The organism is Nitrospirota bacterium (assembly GCA_030645475.1).
In the GTDB taxonomy this organism is placed as follows: domain Bacteria; phylum Nitrospirota; class Nitrospiria; order Nitrospirales; family Nitrospiraceae; genus Palsa-1315.
In genome coordinates this window covers 98,674-119,215 of the sequence record JAUSMA010000060.1, presented here as the reverse complement: position 1 = coordinate 119,215, position 20,542 = coordinate 98,674, and the positions used below count along the sequence as shown (strand labels likewise).

The following is a 20,542-nucleotide window of genomic DNA, read 5'->3' as shown; positions in this document are numbered from 1 at the left end:
GCAGACCTAGACCAATTTAAACTGGGCGACGGAAGACGTCAGCCCTTCGGCGAGCTTCGCCATATCTTCAACGGTCACGCGCGCAGAGTCCGTCACTTTTTGCGTCGCCGCGGCACCGCCGGAGAAGTCCTTAATCGAGCGACCCACCTGATCCGTCGACGCGGTCTGGGTGACCGCCGCGCTGGCGATGGTCTGCGCCAACTCCGACGAACGTTGAGCGATTCCTGAAATTTCGTTGAACACTTCACCGGTGCGCAGTGCGGAGGCCGATCCGGCTTCCACCGCCTGCGTTTCCTGTTCCATCGCGACCACCGCGTCTTGCGTTTCAGTCTGAATCACCTTCACAAGATCGGCGATTTCGCGCGTCGCTTGCGTCGAGCTTTCGGCCAGTTTTCTGACCTGATCGGCGACGACGGCGAATCGGGCACCGGCCTCGCCGGCGCCGGCCGCCTCGATGGCTGCGTTCAACGCGAGCAAGTTCGTCTGATTGGCAATATCTCGAATCGTCGACACGATCTGCGAAATTTCCAAGGACCGGTCGCCCAGCGCCTTGACCTGCTTCGACATACGTTGCACGGCTGAACGAATGCTGTGCATGTCCTGCACCGTTTCTTCCACGGCCACTCGTCCGCGTTCTGTCGCTTGCAACACTTGCTTCGCCGACTCCGAAGAAGCGCCGGCGGTTTCTGCAACCTGACGCATGGATGTCGCCAATTGTTCGACCGCACCCAACGTCTTGGTGGATTCGTCCGCCTGATGCTTCGCGGTTCCAGCCATCTGTCCGGCGCTTTCACGAAGAGTCCCGGCTGATTTGTTGACGCGTTCGGCAGCCTCTCGAACCTGTTTCAGCAACTGTCCGAACCGGGTCACCATGAGGTTGAACCCGTCCGCAAGGTTGCCGAACATGTCTGCCGTCACCTCACCGCGTTTTGTCAAATCTCCTTTACCGACATCCGAGACCAAGACCAGAAAGCTCATCAAACGTTTTTGCATATCGTCGCGCTCGGACTCCGACGTCACCAGGGCCGTAATGCGGTCCAACATGGCATTGAACGAAGCGGCCATCTGTCCGAGTTCGTCCTTCGACGTGATCTTGGCGCGAGCTTGGTAGTTGCCGCTTGCCGCCAACTGTGCGACGTGCGCAACCTGTCCAATACCCAACGCCAATTTATGCGCCACCCAGTAACCAATCGACAATCCCAACAACACCGCGAGCACTCCGCCGATCACCAACGCGAGGGTTGCATTTGCAGCGAGCGACTTTGCCTCATTACTAAGATCCTTGGCAATTTCTTGCATCGTCTTAATCTGTTCTGAGTGGCGAATACTCACTTCATCAAAGGCCGGTGCAATACTCACCGTCAAGGCAAGTTGTCCCAATTCCCGCATCTGTTGAGCCTGTCCAGGTGACAATGCCTTCGATTCAAAACTTTCAGCAATGGCAGCAACTCCAGCTTCAGACTGTGAAAAAAATGTCGCTAGGGCCCCCTTTAACAGCACAAGATCTTTTGCTTCATCGCGCCCGGTGCTTGAGACACGCAAGATCGTCGCCTCATATGCGGCGATTAGCCGATCAACTTCCTGTTTGTATGGCCCGATCTTCGCCACGTCAACTTTGAAGTCAGCGGCGCGAGGCGCTCGGGCAAGGTCCTGAAGCGTCTCATGGTACTTATTGACGTTGAACAACATCGTATTGAAGTCGATGAGAGGGACAGTGTAGTCGACGTAGATCGCATCAGTCTGTTGGCTGATGCGCTTATTGGTCCACACACCCAACGAGCTCATAATCACGATGATGACGCTGACGATGCCAAAAGCCGTCAACAGCTTCGTCTGTGTTTTTAAGTCCTCAAACCGTTGCAGTACAGTAGGCCTCGCCATGGGAACCTCCTCCTTCTAGCTAGCTAGCGATCGATGCATTCATGTCGTGAACTGCCTGTCATAGTGACGTTTCCGCATCCTTACCCTGCGGTCTCGAAGTGCGAGAGCACCGCCGCGGTTTCTAACACTCCCCGTAACCGGTCCTCGAGTTTGACCACCGTCGACACAAATGGAAACTCGGCCTCCCCCGTGCCGGTTGGAGCCGGCATGAATTGGTCTTTTGAGAGGGTGCGGATTTCTGGCACCGTATCTACCAACACACCCACTTGCCAATTCCCATGTTTCACGACGACGGCATATTGCAACGTGGTCTCTGCGTTGAGCGAAAACATCATCCGCAGGTCGAGCAACGGAATCACCGTTCCGCGCAGGTTCGTGACTCCCACCAGGCCTGAAGGCATTCCGGGAACCGGCGTGATAGATTCTACGACGAACACTTCACGAACACTCCGCAGATCAATCGTGAAGAGCTCCCCTCCCATGGAGATGATGGCGGCACGAATGGTCGCCGATCCAGACGAATGACCAGGGCCGGCTCCTGAGCTTGAAGCGCCAGACGCTGGCCTGCTGGAATCCACGGTCATGACATGCTGCATCGATGCCATTGCCTTAGCCCATCACTCGCTTAATGGCCGCAAGCAGCTCTTCGTTTTTGAACGGCTTCACAATGTGGCCGTTTGCCCCTTGCTGTTGCCCCCAGAACTTATCGCTCTCGTTGCCTTTCGAGGTGCAGAGAATGATCGGGACATTCTTGCAACGCTCATCGCCTTTCAAGTCACGGCAGGCTTGGAACCCATTGCGGCCCGGCATCACGACGTCCATCACGATGAGATCAGGCTTTTCGCTGGCCACTTTGTCTTCGAGCTTCTCGGTATTCGGAAAGGACACCACGGTGTAATTGGCCGCCTTGAGGCATCCTTCGATCAACTGCAGCTCGGCGTACGAATCATCGACCACGACAATCTTGCTCATCTTGCGCGCTCCTTTGGTGATGTAACGTGAATGCGTGCTATCCCATATCTCGGTCAGGCCTAATCTCTATATGCTACTTCAGCGGCAGCACCACGCTGATCGCCCCGGCCAGCTCCCCTTCTTTCCATCCCTCTTTCTTCATGCCGGTCACATCGCGATCGCCTTTCGGTGAACCATGACAACCCAGGCAGGTCGGACCGGCATATTCCGGATCCATCATACGAAGCACCGGCTTGCCGTCGACCATCGTATTCCGGACATAGGATTGTCCCTTGGGGTGACGCGGATCGTTGAACATCCGCAAGACTTCCGCCTCAAAGTCATCCGGCTTATTATTGACATTCCTATAGTCGATCCCCGTCAGCTTCATACGGACACCAGACTTCTTGTAGAACTGCTCTCCGACTCTCCGGGCAAACACGGCAGGGATGAATCCTTTGAAGGAGATACCTGGCTTGTTGATGATCGGCTGGGCTTCGTCCACCACTTCCTTCTCTGCTTGGACTAGGGCGAGATAGAGGTTCGCTTGCGGCACGACGTTGGGAATCCGGAGATCGAGTTTCGTCGATTTCTTAAATCGTTCCACGACCTGGCTGGACATGTAATCGCCAGTAAACCCCTTATCGGCCTTGGCCGGGTCATTGATATTCTTCATCTGTTCCGACAAGACACCACGGCCGATCTTGACCAACTCGATCAAGTGCTCAGCCACTTCCGCCTCATTCCCAGCCATCACAGGACTCGCATAGAGCGCCAGGACGGTCGCCGCCACCCCGGCTGCCATTCTCCAACTCAGACTTGTCTGTTTCATGCCCTTCCTCCTCCTTGATGCCTCGGAATACGATTCCATCTCATCACTCGCCATCCTGCCCCCTTGGTGCAGAGCCGCCACCATTGCCCTCACATAATCTTCAGGAAACATCGCTACTGACACTCTTCATCACGCGGCGATAGTGCAAAGGTTGTGCTCGACTGAATACTTATGCAGTCACCACTACGATGCCTTTGAATTATCACGCTGTTTCGAGTGGTTACTATTCACTCTTGCACAGACATCCTTCATGTCACGCCAGCACCGAACTGTTCACCTTGTGACAAAATGATGTCGTCCTGGCAAAAAATGACCATCACACATCACAAGCACAGACTTCGGCATCACCATCGCTTCGATCGAGATGTGTCGTCCCCATCGTTTAAGAATCTGCATCATTCTGCTCATGCCTCTCGCCTATCGGGGAAAGTGTAGCAGACAATATCGATTTGGCATTTCATTCTCTGAATTCCGACATGCCATCACCAGACCCTACGCGCAGGTCTCAGACCTTGATGCCTCACCCTCCGTATAGTCCCCTATGAGCTGGATGCTTTAATGTTCAAACTCAGAAGGACAGGCACGCCGACGGAGCCTTGGCCCTTGAGGCCAACGGCAAGGGAATCAATGAATAGAGGACATCCCTACCGTCCTGATTTGCCTAGATCATGAGAAGCAGAAACACGAAAAGGTTCAAACAAGGATAGTAGACCTGGAAGATGGGGCCGCTAGCCCCACGTTCATAGGTGGGTACATCGTATTGCGGAAGAAGGTCGACGGTCAGAAAATGAATCCTGGAATCACAGGTAGAAAACAAGGCGGATGTGCTGCTCGCGGGGCGATCCTCCTAATACAACCATCCCGATGCCAACCCACCTCCATACTGGTAGGTTAATAGAAGGAACGCTCGTCGCTACGGTACGGCTAACGCGGCATAGACCAGGTCCATATTCAGGTGCTCTTGAAGGTGGTCTGCCCAGCGGTCCAGCTCAGCATGAAGTTGTGTCGTCACGAGTTCAGACTCACGCGGTGAAATAGGCGGGAGTCCCTTTCGACCTCGCGAGCGGTTTAGCCAACTCCGACGAAACTCAGGTTGATCGAACAAGCCATGAATGCTGGTACCCCAGACCAGACCATTCTCACTGGCCGCGCCTTCATCAATCGCTGCCTGACCAGCCCAGGTTTCGCCAACCTCGATCTGAAAGCAGGGATTGACGGCTCCTCGGCTGGTGCGCCCCATATGGATTTCATAACCACGGACCGGCGAATGCGATTCCACGCCATGAAGCCGCGACGATGCATGGACTTGCCTGCAGATCTTTGGCGCATCGAGCTCCGTCTTGACATCGAGAAACGCAAACCCCTGTGCGGTTCCTCCTCCCTCCAATCCCTTGGGATCGGAGATCTCCTGTCCAAGCATCTGATACCCACCGCATATTCCAACCAACTCGCCCCCTCTGTTCACATGAGAGGCTAATGCAATCGAAAATCCTGCTTTAACAAGATAGTCGAGGTCTGCAAGCGTATTTTTGCTTCCAGGAAGCATCACCACGTCAGCTCCTTGCAGATCTTCCGGCGACGCGGCAAACCGAAGTGCCACATCCTTCTCAGCGGTCAACGCATTGAAGTCCGTGAAGTTGCTCATGCGGGGAAGCAGGACCACGGACACGTTTATGAGATCAGGTTTGAACTGAACCGACTGGGAACGAGCAAGATCGAGACTATCCTCTTGATCCAATCGAAGATCGCGCAGATAGGGAACAACGCCCAACACCGGCAGGCCCGTACGGGCCTCAATCATACGGACGCCATCTTCAAAGAGCCGCCGATCGCCGCGGAATTTATTCACAATCACGCCGCACACGCGCGCACGTTCGTGAGGCTCTAATAAATCGAGTGTCCCGATGATCTGCGCGAATACTCCTCCACGATCGATATCCGCCACCAAGAGGACCGACGCATCGGCCAACTCGACCACAGGCCAGTTCACCATGTCCCGATCACGAAGATTGATCTCCGCGGCACTCCCCGCTCCTTCAACGACGATGCACTCATACTCGTCAGCCAGCCGCGCATAGCAATCTCGAACAATCTTGAAGAGGGTCTCTTTCCGATCAAAGTAGGCAAGGGCATCCAGCGCCTCGTAGACCTTGCCTCTCACCACTACCTGAGATCGGGAATCCGACTCGGGCTTGAGCAAAATCGGATTCATGTCCACGGTCGGCTCGATCCCACAGGCTTGAGCTTGCAGTGCCTGTGCTCGCCCGATCTCTCCCCCATCGAGCGTGACGAACGAATTCAGCGCCATGTTCTGTGCTTTGAACGGCGCGACTCGCACGCCTCTTCGTGATAAGAGCCGGCAGACCCCTGCGACGATGAGGGTCTTCCCCACATCGGAGCCGGTTCCAAGAATGGCAATGGCTTTGCTTGGCGTCCTCGAAGCCGTCATGGTTTCTTCCCTGGGCTGCGCGGGGTACGCCGGGCATGCCAACGTACATAGCGGGCCAGCCCTTCTGTGACCGCCCTCCCAATCACCCGCCCGACGAGTTCCCCGAGCACAGTGTGAGTCCCGCTATATCGCTGACGAGGGCCATTCCCGCTTACTACCACGACCGCGTCCGTCCCCGTTCCCGTGGCTCCGGATCGACCGGTCCAACTCTTCACCTTGGCACGCAGCAAGACAGCGGTCTTAGCTTCAGTCGCAACTTGTACCATTCCGACCATCGCGGAAGTAGACAGACGAGCATTGGTCACAAGGATTAAGTTGATCGTCCCGGCTTGAGCCTGGCTGTTCATACGTTGTCCCAAGACCACCGGCTCCCCTGCTCGCACGGCATTCGACGTGCCAACCGTGACCAATCCTTCAACCCACATGTCATCATGGGCCTCTCGCACCGTGACCAAGTCCGCGAGTGAGACAGCCGTCATCAGACCGACGAATGGATCGCGAATACCAAGCGAGAGGGCGAGCTGACTCAGCGTTCTCGCAGGATCAGCACATCGCAGACCCTTGTCACGATCACTCTTCGCCATCGAATGAGCCGCGACTTGATGATTCAAGATATATCTGGCTCGTGTGACCCCACCGGCTCTGGGAGCAGAGGACAGAACGGTTCTCAGGCCCCCAAGATCGACAATAAGCGTCTTTCGACTGACCCGAAAGACAGTCTGCATCCCGCGTTTTCTCAGTGCCTTCATGGCTTTTGTTTCTCCAAACAGGAGCCAAGGGCTGCCAGCAATCGCCGATTGTCTTTCTCAGTTTTAACCGCAACTCTGATCATCTGTGATGTGAGGCCTGGCATCGTCGAACAGTCTCGAACCAGAATCCTCTCAGCAGCCAGACGTGCCGTCACCTCAGCGGCAGACGTTGAGACGGGAAGTTCGATCAACATAAAATTCGCGGCAGACGGGTAAAGACAGAGGCCGGGCAGGTGACGAAGCTCGCGCATGAGCCGCGCCCGTTCGCCCTTCATAAATGTGCGGCTTCTTGTCGCATAGGCATGATCGCGTAGCACCGCAAGTGAGACCTCTTGAGCCAGTGAATTGACCGACCAGGGAGGCTGACGATCTTTCACTCGTTCCACGACCTTGCTCGCGCCAACCAGGTAGCCGATTCGCAGCCCCGGCATGGCATAAAACTTCGTCAGACTGCGTAGCACCATCATGTGCGGGTACTCTCGCAACATCGGCATGACAGACTGAGCCGGACAGTAATCGATGAAGGCCTCATCCACGATCAGCCAACCCTGCTGCCGTTCGACGACTTCAGCAAGCTCCCGCACAGCAAGCCGGTTCATCACCTGACCGGTCGGATTATTGGGATTGCACAGAAAGACGGCGTCGAATCCTGACCGTTTGCCAGAAAGTTGCCGCAGCGTTTCGTTCAATAATGGAGGGCGAAATTGCTCTGCATGTGTGGCGTGAACATACTGAACCGAACTCCCTCCCTCCGTCAGCGCATGCGCATATTCCTCGAACGTAGGACCCATAACAAGCGCAGACGTGATTGTGAGTGCGCGGGGCAGCAGATGGATCAATTCGGTTGAACCATTGCCGACGAGAATCATGTCCGGATCGACCGCGCATTGTTGCGCCAGTTCTTGCGTGAGCTGCCAACAATCTGGATCCGGATAATGGACGATCTGCTTGAGCGCCGCGCGAATGGCGCGAAGCCCTGTGTCGGGAGGCCCCAACGGATTGATGCTGGCGCTGAAATCCAGGATGCGGCCAACAGGAATTCGTTGTTCCCGGGCGACCTTGTAGACATTTCCGCCGTGAATTGGTTGTGTCATCCCTTTACCATCAGAAGCGATCCGATGCTCAACACCGTTCCCAAGAGACTGGTCCAGAGCATGAGGGCCAACGCCCTACCGATGTGAGCTTGCGTCAAAGGCTGAACCGGGTCGCCGAGGCAAGGCCGTTCAAGAGAAAGACCGTCATAGCGGTTGACCCCGCCCAGTTGCACCCCAAGCGCCCCGGCCATCGCAGCTTCCGGACGTCCACTGTTCGGGCTTGGATGCTGTCCTCCATCACGCAACAGAACCTGCCAGGCCCTCTGCATTACTGGCCATGATCGAGACAAAATTCCCGCAGACAACACCAGCAAGAGCGCGGTAATGCGAGCCGGAAGAAAGTTTGCGACGTCGTCCAATCGAGCCGATGCCCAACCGAACCATCGGTATCGGTCGTCCAAATGGCCAATCATCGAGTCCAAGGTATTGATCGCCTTATAGGCCAACGCCAAAGGCGCTCCCCCGATAACCAGATAGAACAAGGGCGCGACGATGCCATCAGCCGTGCTTTCCGCAATCGTTTCCACCGTCGCACGAACGATATCCGCTTCCGCCATCTCCTCCGTATCGCGGCCGACGATCTGGGCAACGGCTGATCGAGCTTCCGGCAAAGAATGGGATTGGAGTGCCCGTTGTACAGAGAGAACATGGTCCATGAGATCGCGAGCCGCAAGCGTGGTCCAAGCCAACAGGACGGTGACAACAGTACCCACCAAAGGATCGATCGATCCCCCTAACCAGATGAGTACCGCTCCAGCGGCATAGGCTCCGGTTGGCAATGCAGCAGCCAGCAACACACCTGCCATCCGTTGTTTGGGAGGAGAGAAGGCGAGTCGATCAACATGCCGGTCGCACCACTCGACGACAGATCCCAGCCATCGCACCGGGTGTGGAAACCCGCGGGGGTCTCCGACCACCGCGTCTACGATGCAGGCCACCGCCAATTCGCCTCCGGTCATCGGGACAGCACCACAGGGACGATCACGAGAAAGAGAATCTCTGCGACTTCGTTCGTCGCACCGAGCAAGTCCCCCGTGACGCCGCCAAACATGCGATGGAACCAGGCCGTAGACAGGCGCACGAGCGCCGTACCGATCAGGAGACAGCCCAAGGCCGCCCAGGGTCCCAGCAACAGCGTCAAGACGACCCCTGCTGTGGCGGTTGCCAGACAGAGATGACGCCATGATAAATATGTGAGAAACGGTTGGGCCAATCCTCCTTCCGACCGTGCATAGGTCACATGGAAGGCCCCCATGACCATGGCCCAGCGTCCGACCACCGGCATGCCAAGCAGCAATGCGAGATGCTCGCCAGCCGGCATGGCATTGAGCCCGGCAAATCGCAGACCGAGGGCGAGAAAGAGTCCCGTGGCTCCGATTGCGCCGACGCGCCCATCTCGCATAATCGCCAATCGAGCCTGAGCGGTCCGGCCGCCAGCCAGGCCATCCACCATATCGGCCAGACCATCCTGGTGGAGCCCACGCGTGATCCCGATCAGGAGAAGCATCAGGACCACACTTATGATTTGGATAGAGAGGACTTTCGAGAGGAACAGATCTGCCGTGACTAACAGCGCGCCAAGGAGCAAGCCCACGAAGGGATACCAACTCATGGAGGCCGCCAACTCCTCCGGCTTGGCATCGTGCGTTGAGCGGCTGAGCGGAACGGCTGTGAGGAACTGCCAGGCGATGATGAATAGACGTACCATTTGAAAGATGGGGGTAACGGGATAAGGGCTACCGGGGTAATAAGACCACCACTGGTCTTCCCCCTACCCCCTTTACCCCTTTATCCCCGTACCCCCTTCCGTACGCTCCGACACACCCGCTTCGTCGAACGTGGCCATCTCCGTGAGGATCTTAATGGCGGCAACAACCAGACTCATACCCAGGCAGGCGCCGGTCCCTTCCCCTAGACGAAGGTCGAGATCGAACAGCGGCTTCAATCCAAGATGATCCAATATCGCCTGATGGCCGCGCTCTACGGACCGGTGGGATGCGATGAGATAGTCTTTGCAGTGCGGTTGTAAACCCACAGCGATCAACGCGGCTGCTCCTGCGATAAAGCCGTCCAACACGACAGGAACACGAGCCGCTGCGGCGCCGAGCATCAGACCGGCCAGCCCCGCGATTTCTAATCCGCCTACTTTCGCAAGGACCGCGATCGCATCAGACGAGTCGAGCCGGTGGAATGCGAGCGCCTGCTGAATCACGTCGATCTTGCGGGCATGGCTGGCATCGTCAATACCCGTCCCCCGTCCTGTCACCTCGGAAACCGGTCGGCCCGTTATCACAGCAACAATCGCTGAGCTCGCCGTCGTGTTGCCGATCCCCATCTCACCGGTCCCGATCAAGCCGATGCCCTGCTGAGAGGCCTCAGTGGCCAGTTCTATCCCGACTTGAATCGCTTGCGCAGCCTGCGCGGGACTCATCGCCGACTCCTTCATGAGATTCTTTGTGCCAGGCATGACCTTCTTATGAATCAGTCTTGGCACCGCTTCAAAATCGAAATCGACACCGATATCGACCACCCGCACCTCAAGGCCGGCATGACGCGCCAGCACATTCACGCCAGCGCCACCGCGCAAGAAGTTCAAGACCATCTGAGGCGTCACGGCGGAGGGATAGGCGCTCACCCCTTCAACCGTCACTCCATGATCGGCCGCAAAGGTAAAGACCGCTCCGGCTGGGACCTTTGGCTTCAACTCACCCGTGATCATGACATAACGTGCAGCCAATTCTTCCAGCCGGCCCAGACTGCCGATCGGCTTCGTCAATCGATCGAGGCGCGCCTGCGCCTGTGCCAAGAGTCGAGGGTCGGCCGGCTGAATTCGGTCAATGGTTTCTCGGAACAACATCCTCGACACTCCTCTTACTTCAATCGTAGCGGGAGACCGCTGACCGTCAGATAGACTTCATCGGCTTCTGCCGCCACCTGCTGATTCACCTTCCCTGCCAAATCACGAAACGCTCTAACAGGTTTTGTTGCAGGCACCAGCCCAAGCCCCAATTCATTACTCACGATCACCACGCGGGCCTTCGTCGCTCGAATAGCACCTAATAGGCTGGCCGTCGCGTCAAATACGTCTCCATCACGCAGCCGCAGCCCCTTCATATTACTCAACCATAGCGTGAGACAATCAAGCACAATTGACTGATACGTAACGCCTTTATCTAAAAACCACTGTGCGAGATCAGTCGGCACTTCCGCCGTCTCCCAATCGGACGCGCGCGTGGCCTGGTGCCGCTCGATCCGGACTTTCATCTCCCGATCCAACGCCTGACCTGTCGCCACAAAGGCCCTTGGCCCTCTCTGACCTGCCAGGTCGAGCGCCACCTGACTCTTGCCGGATGCCGCACCGCCCAAGACAAAAATGATCTGCGACTTACTCCGTGGCTTTCCTCTCACCGATCACCCCTCACTCGTCACTTCCCCGTATCACGCTGCCAGAGGAACTCCGGCTCCCCCTGGGTCTTGGCAGCCCAGCGTGCCAGGACAAACAAGGCATCGCTCAGCCGATTCACGAACTTGATATGCACCGCATCGACCGGCTCTTCCCGCGAGAGATGCACACAGATCCGCTCCGCCCGACGGCACACCGTTCTCGCCTGATGCAAAAAACCCGACACCTTCCCCCCGCCTGGCAGAATGAACTCCTTGAGCGGAGCCAGATCCTTCTGGCAGCGATCGATCATCTTTTCCAGCTTCGTCACATCCACTGCCGTAACTTGGGGCATATTTTTGAACTCTTGCCCAGGGGTCGTCGCCAGAATGCCACCGAGGTCGAATAGTTTATTCTGGACCCAGCGGAGATCTTCTTCGAGTGGCTCCGCCTGCTCATACATCCCAACCATCTCGGCATTCATCACCCGCACCACCCCGACCACCGCATTCAGCTCATCAAGCGTGCCATAGGCTTCAACTCGAAGACTGTCCTTCCAGACCTGCTGCCCGCCGGCCAGCCTGGTTTTTCCCGCGTCTCCCGTTCTTGTGTATACTTTCGTGATGCGCATCGCCGTTGCTCCTGTCACCCTGCTGTGTGGCTCCCCACGATTCGTAGTGAATGAGTTGCTCGACTGGAATCCTGGCGCGCCACCCTGCCGACTCCAAGTCCGGCTGCACCGCAAAGTCGTCGACGTACCCCAGACACAGATAGGCCAACACCGTGACCGGCCTTGGAATACCGAGCACCCGTTTCAGGGCTCCATGGTCCAGGATGCTGACCCAGCCAACCCCGATGCCTTCCGCACGTGCAGCCAGCCAGAGATTCTGGATGGCGCAACAGGTGCTATAGAGATCCGTATCACGCACCGTCGAACGGCCCAGCACATGAGGGCCGCCACGTTGACGACTGCACGTGACACCGATATTAACCGGCGCTTCTTCGATGCCTTCCAGCTTGAGACTTCGATACAGCGCGGCTCGCTTCCCCCGATACTTCGTCGCAGCCTCGGCATTCGCCGCGCGAAACAAGTCTTTGACCAGGCCCTTCACGGCAGAATCGCGGACCACCACAAAATCCCATGGCTGCATGAATCCAACCGATCCGGCATGGTGCGCGGCCGTCAATAGGCGCGTCAAGACCTCGTCCGGTATCGGCGCCGGCAAGAAATTCCGGCGGACATCGCGCCGCTCGAAAATTACCCGATACACCGCCTCCCGCTCCGCATTTGAAAATCGTCCGTTACCCGGCATCGCTCGTTGCACTCCTTCACGTCGCCCGCTCAGGTTGATGCGTGGATTGAGGCCCCAGCTCACCGGCGGCAACTTTTCCCAAGCAGACGGGACAGAGACATTCTTTATACCGCGCGGTGATCCAGTCCATCTGCTGCTCCGTAATGCCGAGAGTCCCACACCAGCATTGATATCCACGGCACTCGAACATCTCCCTGCAATGTTCGCAGGTCTTCGTCACCGGCCCCCTCAAAACTCCACCCCCGCCTGCGCCTTGATGCCTTTTCGAAAGGGATGTTTGACCTGCTTCATCTCCGTAACGAGATCGGCTTCCTCGATCAACGCTTCTTTGGCGCCACGCCCGGTGATCACCACATGCTGCATGACCGGCCGTGAACGCAGCCCCGAGAGCACCTCGTCTAGCGGAACGTACTCATGCTGCAATGCGATATTGAATTCATCCAAAATGACCATCGCATAGGAGGGATCCCGCAGAAACCCGCAGACCACGGTCCAGGCCTCTCGGGCGAACTTCGTATCCCGCTCACGGTCTTGAGTTTCCCACGTGTACCCTTCCCCCATACGGAGAAACGTGACGCGATCGCCAAAGGACTTTAAGGCCCGCTCCTCCGCCGTATCAATTGCCCCCTTGATAAACTGCACCACCGCCACCTTCATGCCATGGCCGAGACATCGTAACGCCATACCCAGCGCTGCCGTGGTCTTCCCCTTGCCTGCGCCTGTATAGACCATCAACAGGCCCTTCTCTTCCTGCGCCGCTTCAATGCGCCGATCCACTGACGCCTTGAGCCGTTCCATCTTGGCTTTGTGTTCGTCCTGCTCCGTCATCTCGCGCCTCCTCCATTCACCGACAATCGCGGAGAGGTCCGTCGCACCGACGACACCAGCGACTTCGCAATCTGCGGCTGGCTGGCAAAATGCAAATGCGTATAGAGCCCCACCACATTGCCGATGGAGACCCCATCCTGCCCCTTCGACAGGCCTCCCGCATCCCGAAGCGCACAGGCATAGTCCAATGTTCCGCTCGAAACCAGCGAAGAATAATGAAACTCATGTCCTCGTGCGGTGGTGCCAGCCGCACCAAGGATGCAGTCGTGCGAGAGTTCCATCGTCCTGTACCCCAGGGTCAAACCCGGCTTCTTCATGACAGCTTCAGCGGAAAACAGCCCGACCATCTCATGCGATATCCCGGCGAAGTCGCGGATGGCTTGCGTGAGATACATCATCCCCCCGCATTCTGCATAAATCGTCCCACCCTGCTCGGCAAACTTCCGGATGGCCGTCCGCATTGGGGCATTCTTACTCAGCACCCCACCATGCAGTTCCGGATAACCCCCGCCAAGATACAGCATATCCACATCGGGCAGCACCTGATCGTTCATGGGGGAAAACGTCACCAACTCCGCCCCCTCTGCTTTGAGCAATTCAAGATTGTCGGGATAGTAAAAACAAAAGGCCAGATCCTGAGCCACCCCGATTCGAATCGTGTGCCCTTGGCTCCTGGTCACAGGCGGAAGTGCCACTGCAGGGCACTCACCGCATGAACGGGCCACTACCTCGATTCGATCCAGATCGACCGTTTCTTCCGCTGCCTTCGCCAGCCGACCGTAGAGTTCGCCTGTTCCCTCTTCCATCGCCGTCACAAGCCCGAGATGGCGATCAGAAATCGTCACTGCCGGATCCGACCGGAAATACCCCACAGCCACGACATCAGTCTCTTGCTCTACGGCTTCCTTGAGTAACTTGTAATGCCCTTCGCTACCGACTCGATTGAACAGAACGGCCTTTACTCGTAGCGCCGGATCGAACTGTGCATACCCCGACACCATCGCTGCGGCGGAGCGTACCATGGCGCTTCCATCAATGACGAGTACCACCGGCGCATCCAACTGTTTTGCCAATTCGGCCGTGCTGCCGATTTCGTTTGCCGGTGAGCTCCCGTCGAACAGCCCCATCATCCCTTCGATAATGGAGATATCTGCGTCAGCAGCGGCCCGCGTAAAGATATCGCGATTGACGGCTTCCCCCAACATCCAGCCATCCAGATTCCGAGATGGACGTCCGGTCGCTGCGGCATGATGGCTCGGGTCAATAAAATCAGGCCCAGCCTTGAAGGGCTGGACCTGGCGGCCCCGAGCTTTCAGAGCCGCCAGGATTGCCAAGGTGACCGTCGTCTTGCCGACACCGCTGGAAGTGCCTGCGATGACCAATCGGGGAAGGATCATATGATTCAGTTACTTCGCATCGTAATTCACTCTCAGCCCGACAAAAATAGATCGCACAGGAGTACCGTAAAACTGAATCTCTTCATACTTCTCATTGAAAATATTGTCGGCGCGCACGTACGTCTGCACACGATTCGTCACATCATAGGTGGCAGAGAGATTCCACACATCGAAGGCACGCATCTTTTGCTGATTATTGACATCGTCGAATCGTGAGCCCACATAGCGGCCTTCGAGGTTCACCCTGACCGGATCAATCGGCTGATAACTAATGATCATGCTCCATTGATCGACCGGCATACGAGGCGCTCGATTGCCAGGCTGCTGCACCAGGTTCCTGGTCAGCGTATTGGTATATTGAGCCTGGACATCTAAGCTCTTGATCAAGGGCATATCCCTCACTACCGCATATTTGACACTCGCCTCCCATCCCTTCGTGCTCACCAAGCCTATATTCTGCGCACAATAATTGGCGAAGCCGAACGAGCTCCCGCATACATCTGCGCTCTGTTGAGCCACAATCATGTCACGGTAACGGCTCCAGAAATGTCCCCCGCTCAGAGTCAGCCGGTTATTGAGCAGATACTGGTCCACCCCGATATCCATACTCTGACTTCGCTCGGGCTTCAGATCCGACTTCCCAAAATCTGGGAAGTACAATTGATTGACGGTCGGCGCGCGAAACCCGGTCGCATAACTGCTCCGGATCTTGGTCCCGGTCTCTTGATGGAGATAGCCGGCGGTAGTCCGGTACGTGGTGGCGCCACCAAAAACGTTGTAATCGTCATATCTCACGCCTGCCGTTGCAAAGACTCGTTCCCAGAGATTCAGTTGGGCCTGAGCAAATCCGGCATTGCTGGAAACGATCTTGGTCGGGATATCGAGATTGTTTGTCAGAAGGTCTCGATTTTGCCCTTGCTGCTCACGGAACTGATATCCGGCACTAAGGAGTAAGGGCTTGGCAATCTGGATATTATTTTGCCACTCCATGCGATTCGACAACGTGTTGATCTGCGATCGGTAGAGAAATGGAGTAGAAACGACCCCAGTTTGCAGATTGCGCTGGGTCGTTCCGGAAAAAGACTCAGAATCCTCTGTTTGGCGTGACACCGTGAGGACTTGGTTCCACCAGGTCGTAATCGGCTGCGTATAGGCAGCGCTGTACACAAACTGCTGGCTGTTGTTGAACGCTCCCAGGGTATCGAATCCAGGAGAAAAACCGTTATCGATGTTCACCCTGCCTTGCAAGAGACGAAAATTGAAGTCGAGCCGTCCCTCGTGAGGAAGGGCCACACCCAGGCGCGCTGAGGTTTGCCAGTTGTGAAAGCCATCTCGCTCCGAAGCACCACGGCGATAGTTGACGGCTGAAAATCCCGTATAATCCCAACGTGAGATCGCCGCGCTGTAGTCCACGATTCCTGTTTTTCCGGAAACTTGGCCACCTTCTCGGATGGACGAGAACGATCCGTACTCGAAGAACGCGTTGGCCGACGGAGCGCCGGTGCCCCTCTTGGTAGTAATATTGATGACACCACCCATCGCGTCCGCGCCCCACAGCATGCTTTGGGCGCCACGGAGAATTTCAATACGTTCGATGTTGTCGGTGGTGAGATTTGCAAAGTCAAAACTACCGGTCGTAGCGCTGTTCATAATCGCGCCATCGATCAGCACCAGCACCTGGTCGGAGTTGCTGCCTCGGATGCGCACACTCGTGCTCGTACCGGGTCCACCGTTCGAGAACACCGTGAGTCCCTGGCTGAGACGGAGAGCTTCCGAAACCATCTTGATCTGCCGACGCTTCAGGTCTTCCTCAGTAATGATCTCGGCTGCGCTGGTGAGTTGAGTGACAGGAACAGGGGTTTTGGTTGCACTCACCACGACTTCCCGCGTCTCAATGGTGTCTATTTGATCGGCGGATGCCACTTCGATGTCCGGGGCAGCATGAACGAGAGGACTCATGGCAAACAGAGAAAGCAGACACCACCACACACGACTAGAACGAAGGAACCACATCATAACGATCTCCCTTGTGCTCGAAGGGTTGAGTCGAATCAACTACGGAATGGGTCTCCTGACTTGCGGATCGTCGTGTTTCTGCGCCTTCCCGTGTGCCAGGCACACAGTGGCTCAATGCAGAATTACTCCCCGCTTACAGTGGCGGCACCGTGATGGATTTGCACCATCTTCCCCGTCACCCGCGTCGCTTCTCCAAAACGCCCTTTCTTAAATAAGAAACTAACCGCCCCCCTTGGTCACACACAGCCGGGCCGGGGACAGGACCCTGGCTGTCTTCTACTGTCGAACGATACTCATCGGCATCGTCACGCGTGGCCTGCCCGTTTGGGGATGGGCGTCGACGACCACATCACATCCATAGACCATCCGAAGCACATCAGGTCGAATGGTCTCCTCCGGCGAGCCGATACGGCACAGCCCGCCGTCCTTGAGCATCAAGACCCGGTCGCAATACTGGCTCGCGACATTCAGATCGTGCGACACCAACACCACCGTCAGCCGTCGTTCTGTCCTGAGCCTCGCGATGAGCGAACAAATCTCGATCTGGTGATTGATGTCGAGAAACGCCGTCGGCTCGTCAAGAAGGAGGATCTTCGGCTCTTGCGCGAGCGCTCGCGCGATCATGACACGTTGCCGTTCTCCGCCGGATAAGTCCGAGACCAGTCGGTCGGCCAGCGAGAGCACATCGGTGTCGACCATCGATTGGTGCGCACAGGCGAGATCGTCCGCGGTCTCATCTCCGATTCCCAGACTCCACCAACGAGTCGTCCGATGGGGGAACCGTCCCATCAATACGGTCTCGGCCACAGTAAACGGGAATACCTGTGCATATTCCTGCGGCACGACCGCGACCACACGGGCGATATCGGTTTGGCTCTGTTTCCCCAGGGAGAGACCGCCCAATCGTACATCGCCTTCGCCTGCCGGCAAGAGACCTGACAACACTTTTAAGAGCGAGGTCTTCCCGGACCCGTTAGGTCCCACAATGCCCAGAATCTCGCCGGTATCGACGTGGAAGGAGAGATGATCGAGGGTCCACATTCTCCCTCGCCCTTCCGACGTGCGGTATTGAAACGATAGTCCAAGGACTTCGATGGCAGGACTCTCCGCAGACAACCCGGAATGCGCGACGTCAATCTGGCAGGTCGTCATCTCACAACATCCGATCTTTTCGCCAGAGAAGAAGATAGAGGAAAAATGGGCCACCGGCGAGCGCCGTCACAATGCCCACCGGTATTTCCGCGGGAGACATAATCGTCCGGGCGATCGTATCGGCCAGGGAGAGAAACATGCCTCCGACTAACGCCGACGCAGGCAGCAACAGCCGATGATCCGATCCGATGAGCAGCCGCACCGCATGAGGCACCACCATCCCGACGAACCCGATCATGCCGCTCACCGACACAATCGCACCGGTCAGGAGTGCCGTGAGCACAAAGAGCTGCTTCTTCACCCCCTCAGTCTCTATACCCAGTGAGCGAGCTGTTTCTTCGCCCAACGTGAGCACATTGAGCGACTGGGCCTTGTGCATGAGAACCCCGAGGACCAACACGACATACATCAAAAAGACGCCTAATGCCGGATACCCCGGCGCGGTCAGCGATCCCATCAGCCAGGCCATCAGTCCCGCTGAACGGTTCGGCTCCATGATTGATGTGATGAACATGATAAAGGCCGTCAGAATGGCATTCAAAATCACGCCAGCCAGCAACAGGCTATGAACCGGCAACCGGCCTTTTGACTGCGCCAGCCGATAGATCAACACCAGTGCCAGCAGGCCTCCGGCAAATCCAAAGAGCGGGAGCACCGGCAGCAGCATGAAGGTGGAACCGATGCCAAACAGAATCGCCACCGAAACGCCCAGAGCGGATCCGCTCGACACACCCAATACATAGGGATCGGCTAACGGATTTCTCAGCAGGGCTTGAAGCGTGACACCGACCGCCGCCAAACTGGCCCCCACGAGAAAACCCATGAGCACTCGCGGAAAACGAATCTGCACCATAATAATCTCGGAAGTCGCCAGACTTGGAGAGCCGGCCTCATCCCCGCGCAACAGACGCGCGATCGCCGTCGCGACCGTTCCCATGCCGACCGACGTGGCGCCGAATTGCAGACAGAGCAGCAACACGGCCAGGCTCGCCAGCAGCAGTCCACCGATCACTACCACCCATCGCTGGACGGTCAACACCGCGCCGGCCTGCGCCCATGATGCCACGATATCTGCCATACGCTGTTCTCGTTATCGTTCGGTTCGACTGCCCGGCGTGTTATCCGGATGTAAAATTGCGGCGAGCGACTCAAGTCCCTGGGCGATGCGCGGACCAGGCCGGTTCAACCAATCGGCAGAAATCTGGTGAAGTCTGCTGCGCTTCACCGCCGTCATCGTCGTCCACTGGCGCCAGGTCTGCTGCTCGCTCTCTGAGATGCCTTCCGCTTTGCCGACAGGAAACACCAACACTTCAGGATCCTCTTGGAGCACAGACTCCATACTAAGCCGCGGATAGGGCGTAACGCTCTTGGCCGCGACATTGACGCCTCCGGCCATTCCAATGAGCTGATCGATGAAACTGCCCGGCCCGACAGTGATCAAAGGTTGGCTGTTCAACACATAGAGCATCCGCACTGGAGCCATTCCCTGAACACGCTGCTGGATCGCAGCCACCTGATGTCGAAGCTGCATGGCAACGGTATCGGCTTTTGCCGAATGTCCGACAATCCGTCCAAGCGTTTGAATGTGAACGAAAATCCCCTCGACGTTCTTGTCTGCCAAGATAAATACTGGGATCTTCAGCTGCTCAAGCTTGACGATGATATCGGGTTTGAGAAAATCGTTGGGCGCCACTACCAGATCAGGCTGGAGCGCCACCAACGTTTCCAAGTTCGGATTGGAGTAGCCGACTTTAGGCTTTGTCAGAGCTTCGGGTGGATAGTCGCAAAAGTCTGTGACGCCGACGAGCTGCTCCCCCGCCTCCATGGCAAACAGCATTTCCGTGATGCTGGGCGCCAGTGAGACGATTCGCGCGGGAGGTTTGGCAAAATATATGCGGCGACCCGCATCATCGACATAGGCGCGTGCCGAGACGTTCGCCATAAACGGCATGCCGGTGAGGATGCCCTGCTGTCGACGTGCCATGCCCGACGTCCCATCATCTGCATTCGCGAAGGTGGCCATCGCAAGAACGAGTATTCCCATACTCGTCAACAGTCCAGCCCACCATCGACCATGCCATGCAGCGGTGCGCAAATAAAAAATCCCCAAGGCCTGACAGACCCTGAGGATTGCTCCCGCAACTCATCCTCGCCAATTCCCCAGCCCACGAGGGAACGTCGGTCAACTATCCTGGGAGGTCTTCTGGCTTATGGTTCACCCTACTCCCCGCACCTTCCCATCCGCCGAAGCGAACAGTGGCATTTACGGGTTTCGTCCCCATTTACAGCGGCGGGACCGCGAGGGACTTACACCCTCTTCCCTGACCACAGGAGTCACAATGTGGAGGGCACTCTAGGAGACAAGGAAGAAGGTTGTCAAGTTCATTAATGTCCGTTCGACAGTTCCCTCCTCATCGTCTGACATCTCGCCAATCCGAAGTCTCTGACAAAGGGAGCAAAAGACCGAGCTTTTTCAGGCCGCCTTCCGGCATAGCCCT

20 protein-coding genes and 2 riboswitches are annotated in these 20,542 nt (G+C 56.9%); all 20 genes read right to left on the bottom strand.

The genetic code is table 11. The annotated features are described in order from the left end of the window. Window positions 1-6: 6 nt before the first annotated feature. Window positions 7-1,881: a methyl-accepting chemotaxis protein gene (locus tag Q7U76_10860; GenBank protein ID MDO8356878.1), complete on the bottom strand. Its 1,875-nt coding sequence runs from the start codon at window positions 1,879-1,881 to the stop codon at window positions 7-9. 80 nt (window positions 1,882-1,961) lie between these two features. Next, on the bottom strand, window positions 1,962-2,486 hold the full coding sequence (locus Q7U76_10855) for a chemotaxis protein CheW (protein ID MDO8356877.1): 525 nt from the start codon (window positions 2,484-2,486) through the stop codon (window positions 1,962-1,964). A gap of 4 nt (window positions 2,487-2,490) precedes the next feature. Next, the gene (locus tag Q7U76_10850; protein ID MDO8356876.1) at window positions 2,491-2,853 is read right to left on the bottom strand and encodes a response regulator; all 363 of its coding nucleotides are present in this window, start codon (window positions 2,851-2,853) and stop codon (window positions 2,491-2,493) included. 73 nt (window positions 2,854-2,926) lie between these two features. After that, window positions 2,927-3,664 carry a DUF3365 domain-containing protein gene (locus Q7U76_10845; protein MDO8356875.1) on the bottom strand — a complete coding sequence of 246 codons (738 nt, stop codon included), beginning with the start codon at window positions 3,662-3,664 and terminating at the stop codon, window positions 2,927-2,929. A gap of 913 nt (window positions 3,665-4,577) precedes the next feature. After that, window positions 4,578-6,113, bottom strand: a complete 1,536-nt coding sequence (locus tag Q7U76_10840) for a cobyric acid synthase (protein ID MDO8356874.1) — start codon at window positions 6,111-6,113, stop codon at window positions 4,578-4,580. Then, complete coding sequence (locus Q7U76_10835; GenBank protein MDO8356873.1) at window positions 6,110-6,862, bottom strand: adenosylcobinamide amidohydrolase; 753 nt, start codon at window positions 6,860-6,862, stop codon at window positions 6,110-6,112. The genes Q7U76_10840 and Q7U76_10835 overlap by 4 nt, the downstream gene beginning before the upstream one ends. Then, complete coding sequence (gene cobD / locus Q7U76_10830) at window positions 6,859-7,956, bottom strand: threonine-phosphate decarboxylase CobD (protein MDO8356872.1); 1,098 nt, start codon at window positions 7,954-7,956, stop codon at window positions 6,859-6,861. Before cobD ends, Q7U76_10835 begins: the two co-directional genes overlap by 4 nt. Next, the gene (cbiB, locus tag Q7U76_10825; GenBank protein MDO8356871.1) at window positions 7,953-8,915 is read right to left on the bottom strand and encodes an adenosylcobinamide-phosphate synthase CbiB; all 963 of its coding nucleotides are present in this window, start codon (window positions 8,913-8,915) and stop codon (window positions 7,953-7,955) included. Before cbiB ends, cobD begins: the two co-directional genes overlap by 4 nt. Continuing rightward, the gene (gene cobS / locus Q7U76_10820) at window positions 8,912-9,664 is read right to left on the bottom strand and encodes an adenosylcobinamide-GDP ribazoletransferase (GenBank protein MDO8356870.1); all 753 of its coding nucleotides are present in this window, start codon (window positions 9,662-9,664) and stop codon (window positions 8,912-8,914) included. The genes cbiB and cobS overlap by 4 nt, the downstream gene beginning before the upstream one ends. A gap of 72 nt (window positions 9,665-9,736) precedes the next feature. After that, on the bottom strand, window positions 9,737-10,813 hold the full coding sequence (cobT, locus tag Q7U76_10815) for a nicotinate-nucleotide--dimethylbenzimidazole phosphoribosyltransferase (GenBank protein ID MDO8356869.1): 1,077 nt from the start codon (window positions 10,811-10,813) through the stop codon (window positions 9,737-9,739). A gap of 14 nt (window positions 10,814-10,827) precedes the next feature. Continuing rightward, window positions 10,828-11,364: a bifunctional adenosylcobinamide kinase/adenosylcobinamide-phosphate guanylyltransferase gene (gene cobU / locus Q7U76_10810; protein MDO8356868.1), complete on the bottom strand. Its 537-nt coding sequence runs from the start codon at window positions 11,362-11,364 to the stop codon at window positions 10,828-10,830. Window positions 11,365-11,381: 17 nt separating this feature from the next. Next, window positions 11,382-11,969 carry a cob(I)yrinic acid a,c-diamide adenosyltransferase gene (locus Q7U76_10805; GenBank protein MDO8356867.1) on the bottom strand — a complete coding sequence of 196 codons (588 nt, stop codon included), beginning with the start codon at window positions 11,967-11,969 and terminating at the stop codon, window positions 11,382-11,384. Further along, a complete protein-coding gene (gene bluB / locus Q7U76_10800; GenBank protein MDO8356866.1) occupies window positions 11,875-12,651 on the bottom strand; it encodes a 5,6-dimethylbenzimidazole synthase in 777 nt (258 codons plus the stop codon). Before bluB ends, Q7U76_10805 begins: the two co-directional genes overlap by 95 nt. Before the next feature lie 16 nt (window positions 12,652-12,667). Further along, window positions 12,668-12,871 (bottom strand): cysteine-rich CWC family protein, encoded by a 204-nt coding sequence (locus Q7U76_10795; GenBank protein MDO8356865.1) that lies wholly within the window; start codon window positions 12,869-12,871, stop codon window positions 12,668-12,670. A gap of 8 nt (window positions 12,872-12,879) precedes the next feature. Then, window positions 12,880-13,479: a cob(I)yrinic acid a,c-diamide adenosyltransferase gene (gene cobO / locus Q7U76_10790; protein ID MDO8356864.1), complete on the bottom strand. Its 600-nt coding sequence runs from the start codon at window positions 13,477-13,479 to the stop codon at window positions 12,880-12,882. Then, window positions 13,476-14,876, bottom strand: coding sequence for a cobyrinate a,c-diamide synthase (locus tag Q7U76_10785; GenBank protein ID MDO8356863.1), 1,401 nt, complete (start codon window positions 14,874-14,876; stop codon window positions 13,476-13,478). The genes cobO and Q7U76_10785 overlap by 4 nt, the downstream gene beginning before the upstream one ends. 9 nt (window positions 14,877-14,885) lie before the next feature. Next, window positions 14,886-16,835, bottom strand: coding sequence for a TonB-dependent receptor (locus Q7U76_10780; protein MDO8356862.1), 1,950 nt, complete (start codon window positions 16,833-16,835; stop codon window positions 14,886-14,888). 84 nt (window positions 16,836-16,919) lie between these two features. Next, window positions 16,920-17,102, bottom strand: a riboswitch (cobalamin riboswitch). A gap of 66 nt (window positions 17,103-17,168) precedes the next feature. Then, window positions 17,169-18,044 carry an ABC transporter ATP-binding protein gene (locus tag Q7U76_10775; GenBank protein ID MDO8356861.1) on the bottom strand — a complete coding sequence of 292 codons (876 nt, stop codon included), beginning with the start codon at window positions 18,042-18,044 and terminating at the stop codon, window positions 17,169-17,171. A 1-nt stretch (window position 18,045) separates the two neighbouring features. Continuing rightward, window positions 18,046-19,122 (bottom strand): iron ABC transporter permease, encoded by a 1,077-nt coding sequence (locus Q7U76_10770; protein ID MDO8356860.1) that lies wholly within the window; start codon window positions 19,120-19,122, stop codon window positions 18,046-18,048. Window positions 19,123-19,134: 12 nt separating this feature from the next. Continuing rightward, window positions 19,135-20,028: a cobalamin-binding protein gene (locus Q7U76_10765; GenBank protein ID MDO8356859.1), complete on the bottom strand. Its 894-nt coding sequence runs from the start codon at window positions 20,026-20,028 to the stop codon at window positions 19,135-19,137. Between the two features lie 191 nt (window positions 20,029-20,219). Beyond that, a riboswitch (cobalamin riboswitch) is annotated at window positions 20,220-20,417 on the bottom strand. Between the last annotated feature and the right edge of the window lie 125 nt (window positions 20,418-20,542).

Coding starts and splice junctions, on each gene's coding strand:
- Q7U76_10860 (MDO8356878.1), bottom strand. CDS start 1,881: ATGGCGAGGCCTACTGTACTGCAACGGTTTGAGGACTTAAAAACACAG.
- Q7U76_10855 (MDO8356877.1), bottom strand. CDS start 2,486: ATGGCATCGATGCAGCATGTCATGACCGTGGATTCCAGCAGGCCAGCG.
- Q7U76_10850 (MDO8356876.1), bottom strand. CDS start 2,853: ATGAGCAAGATTGTCGTGGTCGATGATTCGTACGCCGAGCTGCAGTTG.
- Q7U76_10845 (MDO8356875.1), bottom strand. CDS start 3,664: ATGAAACAGACAAGTCTGAGTTGGAGAATGGCAGCCGGGGTGGCGGCG.
- Q7U76_10840 (MDO8356874.1), bottom strand. CDS start 6,113: ATGACGGCTTCGAGGACGCCAAGCAAAGCCATTGCCATTCTTGGAACC.
- Q7U76_10835 (MDO8356873.1), bottom strand. CDS start 6,862: ATGAAGGCACTGAGAAAACGCGGGATGCAGACTGTCTTTCGGGTCAGT.
- cobD (MDO8356872.1), bottom strand. CDS start 7,956: ATGACACAACCAATTCACGGCGGAAATGTCTACAAGGTCGCCCGGGAA.
- cbiB (MDO8356871.1), bottom strand. CDS start 8,915: ATGACCGGAGGCGAATTGGCGGTGGCCTGCATCGTAGACGCGGTGGTC.
- cobS (MDO8356870.1), bottom strand. CDS start 9,664: ATGGTACGTCTATTCATCATCGCCTGGCAGTTCCTCACAGCCGTTCCG.
- cobT (MDO8356869.1), bottom strand. CDS start 10,813: ATGTTGTTCCGAGAAACCATTGACCGAATTCAGCCGGCCGACCCTCGA.
- Q7U76_10805 (MDO8356867.1), bottom strand. CDS start 11,969: ATGCGCATCACGAAAGTATACACAAGAACGGGAGACGCGGGAAAAACC.
- bluB (MDO8356866.1), bottom strand. CDS start 12,651: ATGCCGGGTAACGGACGATTTTCAAATGCGGAGCGGGAGGCGGTGTAT.
- cobO (MDO8356864.1), bottom strand. CDS start 13,479: ATGACGGAGCAGGACGAACACAAAGCCAAGATGGAACGGCTCAAGGCG.
- Q7U76_10785 (MDO8356863.1), bottom strand. CDS start 14,876: ATGATCCTTCCCCGATTGGTCATCGCAGGCACTTCCAGCGGTGTCGGC.
- Q7U76_10780 (MDO8356862.1), bottom strand. CDS start 16,835: ATGAGTCCTCTCGTTCATGCTGCCCCGGACATCGAAGTGGCATCCGCC.
- Q7U76_10775 (MDO8356861.1), bottom strand. CDS start 18,044: ATGACGACCTGCCAGATTGACGTCGCGCATTCCGGGTTGTCTGCGGAG.
- Q7U76_10770 (MDO8356860.1), bottom strand. CDS start 19,122: ATGGCAGATATCGTGGCATCATGGGCGCAGGCCGGCGCGGTGTTGACC.
- Q7U76_10765 (MDO8356859.1), bottom strand. CDS start 20,028: ATGGCACGTCGACAGCAGGGCATCCTCACCGGCATGCCGTTTATGGCG.